At 63.9% G+C, this 13845-nt stretch carries 16 protein-coding genes; 11 read left to right on the forward strand and 5 right to left on the reverse strand.

Features of this window, described 5'->3' with window-relative positions:
* From EN857_RS23755 to EN857_RS23770, 4 genes are all read left to right on the forward strand, one after another.
* On the forward strand, positions 1-388 hold a 388-nt coding region (locus EN857_RS23755; protein ID WP_187331410.1), incomplete at its 5' end, for a cobalamin-dependent protein.
* A 90-nt stretch (positions 389-478) separates the two neighbouring features.
* Positions 479-1588 carry a mandelate racemase/muconate lactonizing enzyme family protein gene (locus EN857_RS23760; RefSeq protein WP_127392542.1) on the forward strand — a complete coding sequence of 370 codons (1110 nt, stop codon included), beginning with the start codon at positions 479-481 and terminating at the stop codon, positions 1586-1588.
* 171 nt (positions 1589-1759) lie between these two features.
* The gene (locus EN857_RS23765) at positions 1760-2239 is read left to right on the forward strand and encodes a DUF3828 domain-containing protein (RefSeq protein WP_127392541.1); all 480 of its coding nucleotides are present in this window, start codon (positions 1760-1762) and stop codon (positions 2237-2239) included.
* 4 nt (positions 2240-2243) lie between these two features.
* Complete coding sequence (locus EN857_RS23770; protein WP_127392540.1) at positions 2244-2819, forward strand: hypothetical protein; 576 nt, start codon at positions 2244-2246, stop codon at positions 2817-2819.
* A 20-nt stretch (positions 2820-2839) separates the two neighbouring features.
* Here EN857_RS23770 and queF read toward each other — a convergent pair whose 3' ends face one another.
* Positions 2840-3301, reverse strand: a complete 462-nt coding sequence (queF, locus tag EN857_RS23775; RefSeq protein WP_127392539.1) for a preQ(1) synthase — start codon at positions 3299-3301, stop codon at positions 2840-2842.
* 140 nt (positions 3302-3441) lie between these two features.
* On the opposite strand from queF, the gene EN857_RS23780 reads away from it, so the two are divergent.
* Positions 3442-5487 (forward strand): NADH:flavin oxidoreductase, encoded by a 2046-nt coding sequence (locus EN857_RS23780; RefSeq protein ID WP_127392538.1) that lies wholly within the window; start codon positions 3442-3444, stop codon positions 5485-5487.
* A gap of 113 nt (positions 5488-5600) precedes the next feature.
* The gene (locus EN857_RS23785) at positions 5601-6338 is read left to right on the forward strand and encodes a DUF6817 domain-containing protein (protein WP_127392537.1); all 738 of its coding nucleotides are present in this window, start codon (positions 5601-5603) and stop codon (positions 6336-6338) included.
* A 137-nt stretch (positions 6339-6475) separates the two neighbouring features.
* On the opposite strand, the gene EN857_RS23790 is transcribed toward EN857_RS23785, so the two are convergent.
* A complete protein-coding gene (locus EN857_RS23790; RefSeq protein ID WP_127287112.1) occupies positions 6476-6883 on the reverse strand; it encodes a hypothetical protein in 408 nt (135 codons plus the stop codon).
* Between the two features lie 112 nt (positions 6884-6995).
* Here EN857_RS23790 and EN857_RS23795 point away from each other — a divergent pair, with 112 nt between their 5' ends.
* From EN857_RS23795 to EN857_RS23805, 3 genes are all read left to right on the forward strand, one after another.
* On the forward strand, positions 6996-7424 hold the full coding sequence (locus EN857_RS23795) for a MarR family winged helix-turn-helix transcriptional regulator (protein WP_127392536.1): 429 nt from the start codon (positions 6996-6998) through the stop codon (positions 7422-7424).
* Positions 7425-7491: 67 nt separating this feature from the next.
* Positions 7492-7734: a type II toxin-antitoxin system Phd/YefM family antitoxin gene (locus tag EN857_RS23800; protein ID WP_127287110.1), complete on the forward strand. Its 243-nt coding sequence runs from the start codon at positions 7492-7494 to the stop codon at positions 7732-7734.
* Between the two features lie 17 nt (positions 7735-7751).
* Entirely contained in the window at positions 7752-8195 is a 444-nt protein-coding gene (locus EN857_RS23805) for a type II toxin-antitoxin system VapC family toxin (protein ID WP_127392535.1), read from the forward strand.
* A gap of 241 nt (positions 8196-8436) precedes the next feature.
* On the opposite strand, the gene EN857_RS23815 is transcribed toward EN857_RS23805, so the two are convergent.
* Together EN857_RS23815 and EN857_RS23820 are read right to left on the reverse strand one after the other, a co-directional pair.
* Positions 8437-10506: an EAL domain-containing protein gene (locus tag EN857_RS23815; protein WP_128346368.1), complete on the reverse strand. Its 2070-nt coding sequence runs from the start codon at positions 10504-10506 to the stop codon at positions 8437-8439.
* Position 10507: 1 nt separating this feature from the next.
* Positions 10508-10711 (reverse strand): hypothetical protein, encoded by a 204-nt coding sequence (locus tag EN857_RS23820; protein ID WP_127393983.1) that lies wholly within the window; start codon positions 10709-10711, stop codon positions 10508-10510.
* 95 nt (positions 10712-10806) lie between these two features.
* Here EN857_RS23820 and EN857_RS23825 point away from each other — a divergent pair, with 95 nt between their 5' ends.
* Positions 10807-11994 (forward strand): glycine C-acetyltransferase, encoded by a 1188-nt coding sequence (locus tag EN857_RS23825; RefSeq protein ID WP_127393984.1) that lies wholly within the window; start codon positions 10807-10809, stop codon positions 11992-11994.
* Positions 11995-12038: 44 nt separating this feature from the next.
* A complete protein-coding gene (tdh, locus tag EN857_RS23830; RefSeq protein ID WP_127310564.1) occupies positions 12039-13073 on the forward strand; it encodes an L-threonine 3-dehydrogenase in 1035 nt (344 codons plus the stop codon).
* A gap of 203 nt (positions 13074-13276) precedes the next feature.
* On the opposite strand, the gene EN857_RS23840 is transcribed toward tdh, so the two are convergent.
* Entirely contained in the window at positions 13277-13723 is a 447-nt protein-coding gene (locus tag EN857_RS23840; protein WP_127393985.1) for a MarR family transcriptional regulator, read from the reverse strand.
* Positions 13724-13845 lie beyond the last annotated feature (122 nt).

The raw sequence follows: 13845 nt of genomic DNA on the forward strand, positions 1-13845 counted from the left end.
CAAGATGGTGATCGGCACCGTCAAGGGCGACATCCACGACATCGGCAAGAATCTGGTCGGCATGATGATGGAGGGCGCGGGCTTCGACGTCATCGACCTCGGCATCAACAATGCGGTCGAGAAGTATTTGGAGGCGATCGAGCAGCACCAGCCCGACATCATCGGCATGTCGGCGCTGCTCACCACCACCATGCCCTACATGAAGGTCGTCATCGACACGATGAAGGAAAAGGGCATCCGCGACGACTACGTCGTGCTGGTCGGCGGCGCGCCGCTCAACGAGGAGTTCGGCAAGGCCGTCGGCGCCGACGCCTACTGCCGCGACGCGGCGGTGGCGGTCGAGACCGCCAAAGACTTCATGAAGCGCAAGCACAATGTGCGCGCCTGAGCACGGCGGCGCGATCCGGGTTTGTGAACGTCAGGCGTGAGGTCGGCTGGGTGGCCAAAATCGCTTGGCTCGAAGGGGGCAGATCTCCGTATGCGTATCGCGTCGATCAAGGTCTATCAGATGCTTTTGCCGGTCAAAGGCGGCGCCTACCGGATGGCCAGCGATACCGTGGAGAATCTGGACAGCACGCTCGTTGAAGTCACCACCGAGGATGGACTGTCAGGCTGGGGTGAGACGTGCCCGGTCGGCCCTGTCTACCAGCCCCAACACGCGCTGGGTGCGCGAGCGGCAATTGCCGAAATGGCGCCCGGGCTCATCGGCGAGGACACCGCGTCCATGCGCCGCCTCGCGAAAAGAATGGACGAGCGGCTGAACGGCCACAACTATGCCAAGGCGGCCTTGGACATAGCCTTCCTCGACCTCACCGGCCAGCGGCTGGGCGTGCCGGTTTCAACACTCCTGGGCGGCGCGCTCACCGATCGTGTGCCTTCCTACTACTCGACTATCGTCGGTGCGCCCGACGAGACGGCGCGTATTGCCGCGGACAAGGTCAAGGCCGGATACAAACGGCTTCAGATCAAGATAGGCGGAGGGGATATCGAACAGGACGTCGCCACCGTGCACAAGGTATGGGAGGCGGTGGGCTTCAAGGCCCGCATCGCGGTCGACGCCAATCGTGGCCTCACCACCGCGGCGGCGCTGCACATCGACCGGCTCTGCCAGGCAATCCCGTTCGTCTTCGAACAGCCCTGCAACACCATGGAGGAAGTCGCGAGCCTCAAGGGACGCGTGACCCATCCGGTCTACCTCGACGAGAATACCGAGGATTTGAATGCCGTCCTGCAGGCAATTTCTTCAGGCATCGCGGACGGATTCGGACTGAAGGTCACCCGCCTTGGCGGCCTCACCAAGATGGTCACCGTCCGCGACCTGTGCGCGATACGATCGCTGCCGCACAGCTGCGACGATGCCTGGGGTGGGGATATCATCGCCGCGGCATGCGTGCACCTCGCCGCTACCGTCGAGCCGAGACGTTTTGAGGGGGCCTGGATCGCGCAGGAATACATCGAAGGGCACATGGACCCCGCAAACCCGATCATTATCGAAAACGGGCATATACGCGTCCCCCAGATGCCAGGGCTCGGCGTTAAGCCTGAGCGCTCCCAACTCAAAGCGCCTGTCGCGACGTTCGGAGGCTGAGAATACAGTGACGGTCGCGGCGATTGCATATGGCCAGCATCGTCGGCGATTGCGACCCTCCGCGACATCCGGCGGGCCGCCCGAGGCCGGCGATCCGGGACTTCATGAGCCGCAAAAAAGCCGATATGCAAGGGGCGTCTTGCCATTTTTGCCGATGCCCGGAGATCCTCGATGAGACCGATAGTGCTGGCCGCCGTCCTTTCCGTTGCCATGCCCGCCGCCGCTCTGGCGGGCCCGGCCTCCAACGCCGTGAAGTTCTTCTATGTTCCGCAGGTCAGGTTCGAGGGCGACGAGCAATATCGCGACCGTTTCACCGAGCCGGTGACCAAGCTGTTTGCCCTCAACGATCAGGCCGCCAAGAACAATCCGGACGAGGTCGCCTGCCTCGACTTCGATCCGGGCCTCGACGCGCAGGACTTCGATCAGAAAACCCTGGCGAAAACGCTGAAGCTTGCCGAAGCCGTCAACGGCGATAGCGCCGAGGTCACGGCGACTTTCAGCCTGTTCCCGGAAGGCGATGATTCCAAACGCGAAATGGTCTGGTCACTAAAGAAGGTCGACGGCAAGTGGAAGATTGCCGACATCGCCTCCAAGACCAGCGGCTGGACGCTGAGCGCGCTGGAATGCATGCCCGACAAGGCGCCGGAGTAATGCCATGGTGCGTGGCATTGTCCTGGCGTTTGCGACCATCTCGATGCTGGCGGCGGGTGTGAGCGGCGCCTGCGCCCAGGGCCTGTTCGGCGCGCCACCGGCAAATGCCCCGGCCGACAACGCGCCTTCCGACGACACGGCAACCCCGCCGGCCGCATCGCCGCAAGCGGAAAGTGCGCCGGCAGCACCGGTCCTGCCGGGCTCGCCGACGGCGCTGGTGAAGCCGTTCTACGAGCATCTCGGGCTTGAGCTTGATCCGGCTGAGCGCAAGAACTTCATCGACCCAGCGAAAACCGTGCTCGACAAAAGCGATGCGCTGCGCAACTCCGGGCAGGGCGAATGCCTCGATCCCAATATGGCGCTCGACAATGCCGACTACGACAAGGCGGCGATCGACGGCAGCCTGAAGACCATCGAGGCGGTCAGGGGCGACGAGGCCAAGGTGGTCGTCGCCTTCGTCGTCGCAAACAACGCGCACCGGCTGGAATGGAAGCTGAAGAAGGTCGGCGGTGACTGGAAGATCTCCGACCTTCTGTCGGTCACCGGCGAATGGGCGCTCAGCCAGTACCAGTGCGAATGAGGGCGATCACGCCATCCCGCTCAGCCGCGCCCGCGATAGGGTGCCACGCCGGTGTCGGGCAGCCAGGCGCCTTCGGGCGGCGCGCCGGTCTGCCAGAACACGTCGATCGGGATGCCGCCGCGCGGGAACCAGTAGCCGCCGATGCGCAGCCAGAGCGGCTTGGTCGCTTCAATGATGCGGCGGCCGATCATCACGGTGCAGTCTTCATGGAAGGCGCCGTGGTTGCGGAACGAGGTCATGAACAGCTTCAGCGACTTCGATTCCACCAGCAGAGCATCGGGCGCATAGTCGATGACGATATGGGCGAAATCCGGCTGGCCGGTGACCGGGCAGAGCGAGGTGAATTCCGGGCAGGTGAAGCGCACGATCGCCGGCGGCCCGTCGCCGCGCGTAAACGGCACGGTCTCCAGGACCGCCTGTTCGGGGCTCTGTGGCGTCTCGACGTGCGCCCCGAGCTGGGTGAGGTTTTTGGTGTCGATCATGGGTCCGAGTTCCTTGAGTTTTGCCGCTCATTAGCACCGGACCGAAAGGCGCGCAGCGGTTTTCGGACCGATCCGATGCGAGAAATGGACGCTGGGCGGCGCGCGCTGCTCAACCACAATCTTGAACCAGCAGGAAGACGATGACCAGCAACGACCCGCTTCTCCAGCCCTACCAGCTCAAGCACCTGACGCTGAAGAACCGGGTGATGTCGACGAGCCACGAGCCGGCTTATTCCGAGGACGGAATGCCGAAAGAGCGCTACCGGCTCTATCATGCCGAGAAGGCCAAGGGCGGCATGGCGCTGACCATGACCGCTGGGTCGGCCATCGTCTCGCGCGACAGCCCGGCCGCCTTCGGCAATCTGCATGTCTATGACGACCGCATCGTGTCGTGGCTCGCCGAACTCGCGGATGCCTGCCACGAGCACGACTGCAAGGTGATGATCCAGATCACCCATCTCGGCCGCCGCACCGGCTGGAACAAGGCCGACTGGCTGCCGGTGCTGTCGGCTTCGCCGGTGCGCGAGCCGGCGCATCGCGCCTTTCCGAAGACCATCGAGGACTGGGATATCGAGCGCATCGTCGCCGACTATGCGTCCGCCGCGCAGCGCTGCCAGGCGGCCGGCCTCGACGGCATCGAGTTCGAATCCTACGGCCACCTGATGGACGGCTTCTGGTCGCCGGCCACCAACCATCGTGACGACGAATATGGCGGCTCGCTCGACAACCGCCTGCGCTTCACCAACCTGGTGCTCGACGCCGTGCGCGCCGCGGTCGGCGAAAAGTTCGTCGTTGGCATCCGCATGGTCGCCGACGAGGATTTTGAGAAGGGCCTGTCGAAGGAGGAGGGCGTCGAGATCGCCAGGCGGCTCGCCTCCTCGGGCAAGGTCGATTTCCTCAACATCATCCGCGGCTCGATCGAGACCGATGCAGCACTGACCAAGGTCATCCCGGTGACCGGAATGCGCTCCTCGCCGCATCTCGATTTCGCCGGCGAGGTGAGGGCGGCGACGAAGTTCCCGACCTTCCATGCGGCACGCATTTCCGACGTAGCGACCGCGCGCCACGCGATTGCGACGGGAAAACTCGACATGGTCGGCATGACCCGCGCCCATATCGCCGATCCGCACATCATGCGCAAAGTGATGGAGGGCCGAGAGCATGAGATCCGGCCTTGCGTCGGCGCCACCTATTGCCTCGACCGCATCTACGAGGGCGGCGAGGCGCTGTGTATCCACAACGCCGCGACCGGCCGCGAGGCCGAGATACCGCACATCATCAAGAAGAGCGGCGGGCCCAGGCGCAAGGTGGTCGTGGTCGGCGCCGGCGCCGGCGGCCTGGAGGCGGCGCGCGTCGCGGCAGAGCGCGGCCATCAGGTGACGGTGCTCGAAGCCTCCAGCCAGGCCGGCGGCCAGGTGCGGCTGGCGACGCAGAACCCGCGCCGCAAGGAACTGATCGGCATCATCGACTGGCGGCTGGCGGAGCTGGACCGTCTGGGCGTCGAGATCCGCTACGATACCTGGGCCGAGAAGGATGATGTGCTGGCACTGTCGCCGGATGTGGTGATCGTCGCCACCGGCGGCTTGCCGCAGAATCCGCCGCTGACGGCCGGCGATAACCTCGTCACTTCGAGCTGGGACATCATGGCGGGCGCCGTCAAACCGGCCGAGAGCGTGCTGCTCTATGATGACAATGGCGGCCATCAGGGCATGGGCGCTGCCGAGCTCATCGCCAATGGCGGCTCGAGGCTGGAGCTGGTCTCGCCGGAGCGCTTCTTCGCGCCGGAGATGGGCGGCCTGAACCATGTGCCCTATATGCGCGCTTTCCAGGAGAAGGGCGTCACCATCACCATCAACACCAGGCTGCGTTCGGTGCAGCGCGAGGGCAACCAGCTCGTCGCCGAGCTCGCCTCGGACTTCGCCGACGGCTGGCGCGTCGAGCGGCGGGTCGACCAGGTGGTGGTCGAGCATGGCACCGCGCCGCTCGACGACCTCTATCTTTCGCTGAAGCCGCTGTCGAACAATGGCGGCGCGGTCGACTATGTGCGGCTGGTGAGCGGCGGCGATATTTTCCCCAAGCGCAATCCGGAGGGCGGCTTCATCGTGTTCCGGATTGGCGACGCGGTCGCCTCGCGCAACATCCATGCCGCCATCTACGACGGCATCCGATTCGGCCTGAGAATCTAGGCCGCGGTGGCTGATGGCCGGACTGGACTTGGCCTGTCATATTTGCAATTTTCTGTCGCCGATCCGGGGCTGGCACAGGCTGTGCTGAAGGGTCCGCACAGCCGGGGGCTTACTTGACCGCACAAGACCTGTTCGTTCCGCGCCAGACCAATACGGCGCTTTACATCCAGTTGCACGACGCCGGGCACCCGGTGGAAGATATCCTGCGCGTCCAGAGGGCCTACGGCGTGGCCTGCGCCATGTTCAATGGCCGCTACCGCAAGACCGGGCGACCCTTTATTTGCCATGCCGTCGGCGCCGCGTCATCGGTCGCGCATTTCGACAAGGATCTCGATCTTGTCGTCGCCGCGATGTTCCACGCCGCCTATGACAGCGCCCAATATCCGGACGGCAAATCCAGCCGGCGCAGCGAGACCCACCGCAAGTGGCTGGAGCAGAAGCTCGGACCCCGGGTGGAAGGTCTTGTCGCCAGGGTCGGCGCGATGAAGTTCGACACCGGGGATCCCGAGCGCCTTGTGGCGCAAGGCGTGCCGGCCGGCGACGAGGACATCCTTTTCCTCGTCCTTGCGCATGATGTCGACGATATGGCGGATGGCGGGCTGGCATTCGCGCCCAAATATGGCCGGTCGATTGAATCGCGGGTGGCTGCCTGCGCCATTCTGGCCCGGCGCATCGGCCGCGAGAGCCTTGCTGCCACTATCGAAGCCTATGGCAGCCGCTATGCGGCGCTGGGGTGGGCGGCTGCGCTCGAGGATAGCAGGTTGGAAGGTTTTCGCATTGCGCCGAATGTGCGCAACTACCTCAAATTGCGCCGCGACAGGCTGCGTGGAGCCCGGGTGGAGGTGCTTTGACGGCCGTGCCGCCGCCAGCGCAATTCTAGCGAGGCACGCGCACCGGACCTTCGCAAGGAGAGCCACCTGCCGCTCCGGTCCGGTGCGCGCCGCGCCCGACACCGGCTTGGCGCCGGCGCCCGGCGGTTCTTTCCGGGCTAGAACATCCTTGCGGTTGCCATGCACAGCACGGTGAGCACCAGCAGCCAGGCGGCGATGCGTTCGCCGACGGCCATCTTTGCGCGCAGCATAGGTACGGTGGCTGCATCGGCACCGGCCAACTGGCTGCTCGGCCGGCGCACCATGGCGCCGAGGACGCCGGCGGCCGCGATGGCCGCCACGATGCCGATTGCCAGCACGATCTCCATCGAGCCGAAGCTGCCCTCGTGGAAGAAATACCAAAGCAGCGCGCCGGTCAGGAACACCATGCCCGATGCGCCGAGTTGCGGCCGGATGAAGCGCTCAGCCTTGATCTCGGGATCGCGGGCGAGCGTGATTGTCGTGCCGGCCCAGAACACGCCAGCCATGACGTGAAGGCCGATGACGATGATGTAGACATATTGCATGACCGCATTCCTTCCTTTCCCCCCGCCGACCAAATAATTAGATATCGAATGATTTGATGTCAATGTATAATGGCGCGTTCCAACGCCCCATGCCTTGTTCTACTGTCGGATCATGACACCCTTTGACCGCCCGCCCGTCGGAATGAACCTTGCCCGCACCGCCAAGGCGGTGGCGCAGGCCTTTGACGCCGCCCTGGTCGAGGCCGGCGGCACGCTGCCGGTGTGGCTGACGCTGCTCTCGGTCAAGTCGAAGGAACTCGCCAACCAGCGCGAACTCGCCGGCATGATCGGCATCCAGGGTGCGACGCTCACGCATCATCTCAACGCCATGGAGGCGCAGGGGTTGCTGACGCGGCGACGCGATCCGCAAAACCGCCGGGTCCATCAGGTGGCATTGACCGAGGCCGGCGAAGCGATGTTCGAGAAATTGCGATTGGCCGCTGTCGCCTTCGACAAGCGGCTGCGGGCGGGATTGCCGGACGAGCGGCTGGCAGAGTTCGCGGAGGTATTGGCGGCGCTGCGGGCGAATGTCGGCGGCTGATCAGTCGGATTGTTTCCGCCGGTCAGAAGTGCTATATGACTACAATAGTCATAAGCGGAGTTCGCCCATGCGAGAGATTCAATTGAAGGATGCCAAGGCGACGCTCTCGGCGGTGGTCGATCAGGCGGTCGCCGGAAAGCCTGCCGTCATCACGCGGCATGGTCGCAAACAGGCTGTCATTCTGTCATTCAAGGACTATGAACGGCTGTCGCGGGTGCCCAGCTTTGGGCGATTGCTGGCGGCTTTTCCCGGCGCAGAAGCTGACATTCCGCCTCGCTCCCGAAAACCAGCTCGCACGGTTGACCTCTAACGCGGGCTTTGCGTTTGATGTTCCTGCTGGACACCAACATCATTTCGGCGCTGGCGTCTTCCAAGACGGTCGAGCAAGCGGCCTTGGCGGATTGGCTTGATCGGGCCAGCGACTACCTGTTCCTGTCTGTGGTTACGGCATCCGAAATTACCTCGGGAATAGCGAAGGCCGAGCGCGAAGGCGCTAAGAAAAAGACGGCTCTGCTTCGCCAGTGGTGGCAGGCGGTCGAATATCTCTACAACGAAAGAATACTCCCCTTCGATCTGCGTGCCGCTCATGCGGCGGGATCTATCTTGGATCGGGCCAGGGCCCATCAGCCAGGGTTCGAGGACATTGCGATCGCCGCGACGGCCGAAGTTCATGCCTTGACGATATTGACCGTCAACGAGCGTCATTTCGCCCCTCTCGGGGTGCCGATGCTCAATCCGCTAAAGGCTTTGCCGCCTCTGCCGGCAACATAAATGCCGACCATGAACAGCGTCGCCGGAAGCTGCTCGGCCTGCAGCACGTCGAGGATGTTGCTGGTGCCGTTCAGCGGCCGTCGTCGAAGGTGAGATAGATGGTGCGGTCCGCTGCCAGTGCCGCCACGGGATGAGCAGCAGGAACGACAGAACGAGACGAGGGGGCATCCGCGAGATCCGTTTGCGATCTCCGCAGGCCGCCATGGCCGGACCGGCCTTGTCAAGTTTGTCGACGAACGAGCTAAGCCAGGCTGCCCTGCAGCACCTTGAGCTTCGCCTTCTTCGGGCTGCGCGCCAGCAGCCAGTCGCGCGCCTTGTCCTGCGGCATCGGGAAGGCGATCGAATAGCCCTGCACCTGGTCGCAGCCGATCGCCATCAGCGAATCGAGCTCGGCTTCGGTCTCGGCACCTTCCGCCACGATCGAGATGCCCAGCCCGCGCGCAAGCTCGGTGATGGCGCGCACGATCTTGGAGTTGTCGCCGTTCTCGTTGATGTTCTGGACGAAGCGGCGGTCGATCTTCAGCCGGTCGATCTCGTTCGGGTTGACATGGCTGAGCGAGGCATAGCCGGTGCCGAAATCGTCGAGTTCGAGATGCACGCCGGCGGCGCGGATGTGCCTGAGCTTGGCCGCGATGCCGGTCTTCTCGTCGTCGAGGATCACGGACTCGACGATTTCCAGCGACAGTTTCTGCGGCGCCAGCCCGGCCTTCTCCAGCGTTCCGAACAGGAATTTGTCGAAGTCCGGCTCGCGCAGCTCGGTGCCGGAGACATTGACGGCGAGCCGCCCGAAATCGATGCCGGCCTGGTCCCACTCCGCCGCCTCGTTGATCGCCTTGGTGATGACGATGCGGCCGATCTCCGGCATGAAGCCGCATTTCTCGGCGACCGGGATGAACTCGCCCGGCGAGATCATGCCGCGCGAGGCGTGCTTCCAGCGCACCAGCGCCTCGATGCCGCTGATCTTGCCGCTGGTCAGCGACACCTGCGGCTGGAAATAGACCTCGAACGTCTTGTCGGCGATGGCGGCGCGGATGTCGTGCTCGAGCTGCTTGCGGTAGTCGAGCTCGCGCCGCAACTCCTCGGAGAAGAACGAGAAATTGCCGCCGCCTAGCTTCTTGGCCGAGTAGAGCGCAAGGTCGGCGTGGACAAGCAGGTCCTCCGCATTGTCGGCGTCGACCGGATAGACCGCGATGCCGGCGCTGGCGCCAGGCAGGATGGTCGTGCCCTGGAAGGTGATCGGCTCGTTGATCTGCTCCAGGATGCGCCTGGCCAGCATGTTGATGTCCTCGGTGCCGCCGGCGCCGTTGAGGATCATCACGAATTCGTCGCCGCCAAGCCGGGCGCACAGATCCGAGGCGCGGCAGGAGTCGCGCATGCGCTGCGCGGTGACGACCAGCACGTAGTCGCCGGCCGCGTGGCCTAGCGTGTCGTTGATCTGCTTGAACCGGTCGAGGTCGAGCTGGATCACCGCCAGCCGCTCGCGCCGGCGATGCGCGCCCTTGATCAGTGTGTCGAAATGATCGGTCAGGAAGGTGCGGTTGTGCAGTCCGGTCAGCCCGTCATGCACGGCGATGAAGGCCATCGAGTTGCGCGCGTCGACCAGCTCATGCGTCTTGCGCAGGATGGCCTTCGACATCGGCCTGAAGATGAACAGCGCCACCAGCACGATGACGCCGATGGTGGCGAAGAACAGGGTGCGGTGGAGATCGAGCAGCTTTCCCGAGCGCTCGTCGGCGAAGGCACTGATGCGCTGGCCGAGCGCGGCATAGCCCGACAGCGTCGCATTGGCCACGGAAGCGTCGAGATCGACCCGGTCGGCGCCGCCCTTGTAGCCGTCGACGCCCGTCGTCAGCTTGGTCTCGAACGAGGAGATAAGGCGTTTGCCATTGGCGATCAGGCCGACCGAGAAGTAGTCGAGATGGAACGGCTTGGCGAACAGCACGTTCTCGATCGACTTCGGATCGAAGCGCGCCGGCGACATCGGATCGGCTCCCGTCTTGTCCAGGAGCAGGTCGTAATTGGTTTCGAATTCGACGGTCGCCTGCTTGAGCGCGGCAACGAGGGCTGGCTGCTTGTCGCGCGAGGCCGCACCGGTCGCGCCGGCCAGGAAAACGATGCGCTGCGACAGCGCCTTCTGCATGCTGACGATGTTGATCAGCGTGTCGTTGTTCTGCTGCGCCGCCATCATCTGCTGCAAGAGCACGAACGAGCCCATCACCATGGCGGCGATGATCAGCAGCGCCAGCCAGTAGCCGCTCTTGATCAGCAAGATCAGCTTGCGCGAAACGCTCTGCACCGGCTGCTGCGACATTTCAGGGCGACCCCTCCCGCCGACGGAATCCCGCCTTGGTTTCGTTCTGCGAACACCATTGACTTGAAAGGGTTAACAGGCAGGCAAGCAGCCCGGCCGGTTGCGCGGGCAGAGAGGGAAAGCTGCGGAGATGGTTATCATGTTCTTTCACCGCGTCGATGCATTTGAACGCATCAACGCTCGCGCCGCCGAAATTGGGAGCCATGCGGCTTTCGCCGCGCCACCGAAGCCGTCGCTTTTGCGGTGGATTTTTCGGTCGCGCGGGGCGACAGTCCGGCTCGAACCGAACAGGGCTGGATCATGAGCACAGCATTCCTTTCCCACATCGACAATGAACTTGCCGGGCTGAAATCGGCCGGCCTCTACAAATCCGAGCGGGTGATCACCTCGACGCAGTCGGCTGAGATCGAGGTTGGCGGCGACAAGGTGCTGAATTTCTGCGCCAACAACTATCTCGGCCTCGCCGACAGCGCCGAACTGCGCGAGGCGGCGAAGCAGGCGCTCGACCGTTACGGCTACGGCATGGCCTCGGTGCGCTTCATCTGCGGCACGCAGGAGGAGCACAAGCAGCTGGAGGCGACGATCTCGTCCTTCCTCGGCATGGACGACACCATCCTCTACGGCTCCTGCTTCGACGCCAATGGCGGCCTGTTCGAGACGCTGCTCGGCGAGGAGGACGCCATTATCTCCGACGCGCTGAACCATGCCTCGATCATCGACGGTGTCAGATTGTCCAAGGCCAAGCGCTTTCGCTACGCCAACAACGACATGGCAGATCTCGAAGCGCGGCTGAAGGAGGCGAAGGATTGCCGCTTCCGGCTGATCGCCACCGACGGCGTGTTTTCTATGGACGGCATCATTGCCAACCTCAAGGGCGTCTGCGATCTCGCCGAGAAATACGACGCCATGGTCATGGTCGACGACAGCCACGCCGTCGGCTTCGTCGGCAAGAACGGCCGCGGCTCGGCCGAGCATTGTGGCGTCGAGGGCAGGGTGGACATCATCACCGGCACGCTCGGCAAGGCGCTGGGCGGTGCTTCCGGCGGCTACACTTCCGGTAAAGCCCAGGTGGTCGACTGGCTGCGCCAGCGCTCGCGGCCCTACCTGTTCTCCAACACGCTGATGCCGGCGATCGCCGGCGCCTCGATCAAGGTGTTCGACATGATCCGCAATGGCGGCGCCTTGCGCGAGCGCCTCTATGCCAATGCGGAACGCTTCCGGTCTCAGATGGGCAAGCTTGGCTTCACGCTGGCTGGTGCCGATCATCCGATCATCCCGGTGATGCTGGGCGATGCGGCTCTGGCACAGGAGATGGCGGCACGCATGCTGAAGCGCGGCATCTATGTCATCGGCTTTTCCTTCCCGGTGGTGCCGAAGGGCCAAGCCCGTATCCGCACCCAGATGTCGGCGGCGCATTCCAGCGCCGATATCGACAGGGCAGTTGAGGCATTTGGCGCCGTGGGACGCGAGCTCGGCGTGATTTCCTGAGCGCCGAAAACGATTCCAGATCAAAGAAATCAAGGAACAAAAGAATGTCCAACATGATGAAGGCGCTGGTGAAGGCCAAGGCCGAACCCGGCATCTGGATGGAAGAGGTGCCGGTGCCGGAGATTGGCCCCAACGACGTGCTGATCAAGGTCAGGAAAAGCGCGATCTGCGGCACCGACGTGCACATCTACAATTGGGACCAGTGGGCGCAAAAGACCGTACCGGTGCCGATGGTGACCGGCCATGAATTCGTCGGCACCGTCGCCGACTTCGGCGCCGCGGTCACCGAATACAAGCTCGGCCAGCGCGTGTCCGGCGAGGGCCACATCGTCTGCGGCCATTGCCGCAACTGCCGCGCGGGCAGGGGGCATCTCTGCCGCAACACGCTCGGCGTCGGCGTCAATCGCCCCGGCGCCTTCGGCGAGTACGTGGCGATCCCGCAGCACAATGTCGTGCCGATCCCCGACGACGTGCCGGACGAGATCGCGGCGATCTTCGATCCGCTGGGCAATGCGGTTCACACCGCATTGTCCTTCGATCTGGTCGGCGAGGACGTGCTGGTCACCGGCGCCGGGCCGATCGGCATCATGGGCGCGCTGGTGGCGCAATGCGTCGGCGCGCGAAAGGTCGTCATCACCGACATCAATCCGGTCCGGCTGGACCTGGCACGCAAGCTCGGCGTCCAGCACGTCGTCGACGCCTCGAAGGAAAAGCTGCGCGACGTCATGCCGAAGCTCGGCATGACCGAGGGCTTTGACGTCGGCCTGGAGATGTCGGGCGCGGCCCCCGCCTTCCGCGACATGATCGATACCATGAACAATGGCGGCAAGATCGCCATCCTCGGCATCGCGCCGACCGGCTTCGAGATCGACTGGAACAAGGTCATCTTCAAGATGCTGCACCTTAAGGGCATCTACGGCCGCGAGATGTTCGAGACCTGGTACAAGATGATCGCCCTGGTGCAGGGGCCGCTCGATGTGTCGGGGCTGATCACGCATCGCATCGGGATCGACGACTTTCAGGTTGGGTTCGATGCGATGCGGAGCGGCAATTCGGGTAAGGTTGTGATGGATTGGTAGCGGCCTTTAAAGAAGCGTCTCGTTCCTTCGCCCCCCTCTCTGTCCTGCCGGACATCTCCCCCTCAAGGGGGGAGATTGGCTGCTTCGGCGCCGGCTCTCATCCTGTAACGTTGGCGATTGGCGAAAGCCGGCGTGACATCTAATCTCCCCCCAAGAGGGGGAGATGTCCGGCAGGACAGAGAGGGGGGCCTCGCGCCAGCCTATCAGCTTTTTTCTTCCAAAGCTTCCTCCAGCGCCGCCACCCCACTAGCAATCGCCGCCCGTTCCTCCGCGCTCAGCCTCTCCAGCAACTCCCTCTCAAACGCCTTCGCCAGCGGCACCATTTCGCGATAGGCGGCAAGCCCCGCCTTGGTCAGCGCCAGGCGCTCCACCCGCCGGTCGTGCTCGTCCGCCGTCCGCGTCAGCCAGCGCCGCCGCTCCAGTTCGGCCACCGCTCGCGAAACCTTGGTCTTGTGCATGGCCGACTGCTCGCCGAGCGCCGTCGCTGTCATCGTGCCATGCTGGCCGAGCCCCGAAAGTGTGCGCCATTCCGGCCGGGTCAGGCCGTGGCGATCCCGGTAGATTTTCGAGAATTCGCGGCTGACGACATCGGCCAGCCGGTAAAGCCGGTAGGGCAGGAAGCTTTCGAGTTCGAGGATTTCCGATTCCATGATGCACCGTGGATGCGACGTTCGCCGTTGATAGTTACATTTTCGATGGTTACAAATGAAACCAAGTTGGTCAACATCGCCGGCAGGCCGCGCCTAGCGAGGCTGAGAACCGGGATCAGGGA

Source organism: Mesorhizobium sp. M4B.F.Ca.ET.214.01.1.1 (genome assembly GCF_004791545.1).
In the GTDB taxonomy this organism is placed as follows: domain Bacteria; phylum Pseudomonadota; class Alphaproteobacteria; order Rhizobiales; family Rhizobiaceae; genus Mesorhizobium; species Mesorhizobium abyssinicae.

Coding starts and splice junctions, on each gene's coding strand:
- EN857_RS23820 (WP_127393983.1), bottom strand. CDS start 10,711: ATGGCTCCCAATTTCGGCGGCGCGAGCGTTGATGCGTTCAAATGCATC.
- EN857_RS23825 (WP_127393984.1), top strand. CDS start 10,807: ATGAGCACAGCATTCCTTTCCCACATCGACAATGAACTTGCCGGGCTG.
- EN857_RS23840 (WP_127393985.1), bottom strand. CDS start 13,723: ATGGAATCGGAAATCCTCGAACTCGAAAGCTTCCTGCCCTACCGGCTT.
- EN857_RS23780 (WP_127392538.1), top strand. CDS start 3,442: ATGACCAGCAACGACCCGCTTCTCCAGCCCTACCAGCTCAAGCACCTG.
- queF (WP_127392539.1), bottom strand. CDS start 3,301: ATGATCGACACCAAAAACCTCACCCAGCTCGGGGCGCACGTCGAGACG.
- tdh (WP_127310564.1), top strand. CDS start 12,039: ATGTCCAACATGATGAAGGCGCTGGTGAAGGCCAAGGCCGAACCCGGC.
- EN857_RS23800 (WP_127287110.1), top strand. CDS start 7,492: ATGCGAGAGATTCAATTGAAGGATGCCAAGGCGACGCTCTCGGCGGTG.
- EN857_RS23790 (WP_127287112.1), bottom strand. CDS start 6,883: ATGCAATATGTCTACATCATCGTCATCGGCCTTCACGTCATGGCTGGC.
- EN857_RS23765 (WP_127392541.1), top strand. CDS start 1,760: ATGAGACCGATAGTGCTGGCCGCCGTCCTTTCCGTTGCCATGCCCGCC.
- EN857_RS23770 (WP_127392540.1), top strand. CDS start 2,244: ATGGTGCGTGGCATTGTCCTGGCGTTTGCGACCATCTCGATGCTGGCG.
- EN857_RS23795 (WP_127392536.1), top strand. CDS start 6,996: ATGACACCCTTTGACCGCCCGCCCGTCGGAATGAACCTTGCCCGCACC.
- EN857_RS23760 (WP_127392542.1), top strand. CDS start 479: ATGCGTATCGCGTCGATCAAGGTCTATCAGATGCTTTTGCCGGTCAAA.
- EN857_RS23805 (WP_127392535.1), top strand. CDS start 7,752: ATGTTCCTGCTGGACACCAACATCATTTCGGCGCTGGCGTCTTCCAAG.
- EN857_RS23815 (WP_128346368.1), bottom strand. CDS start 10,506: ATGTCGCAGCAGCCGGTGCAGAGCGTTTCGCGCAAGCTGATCTTGCTG.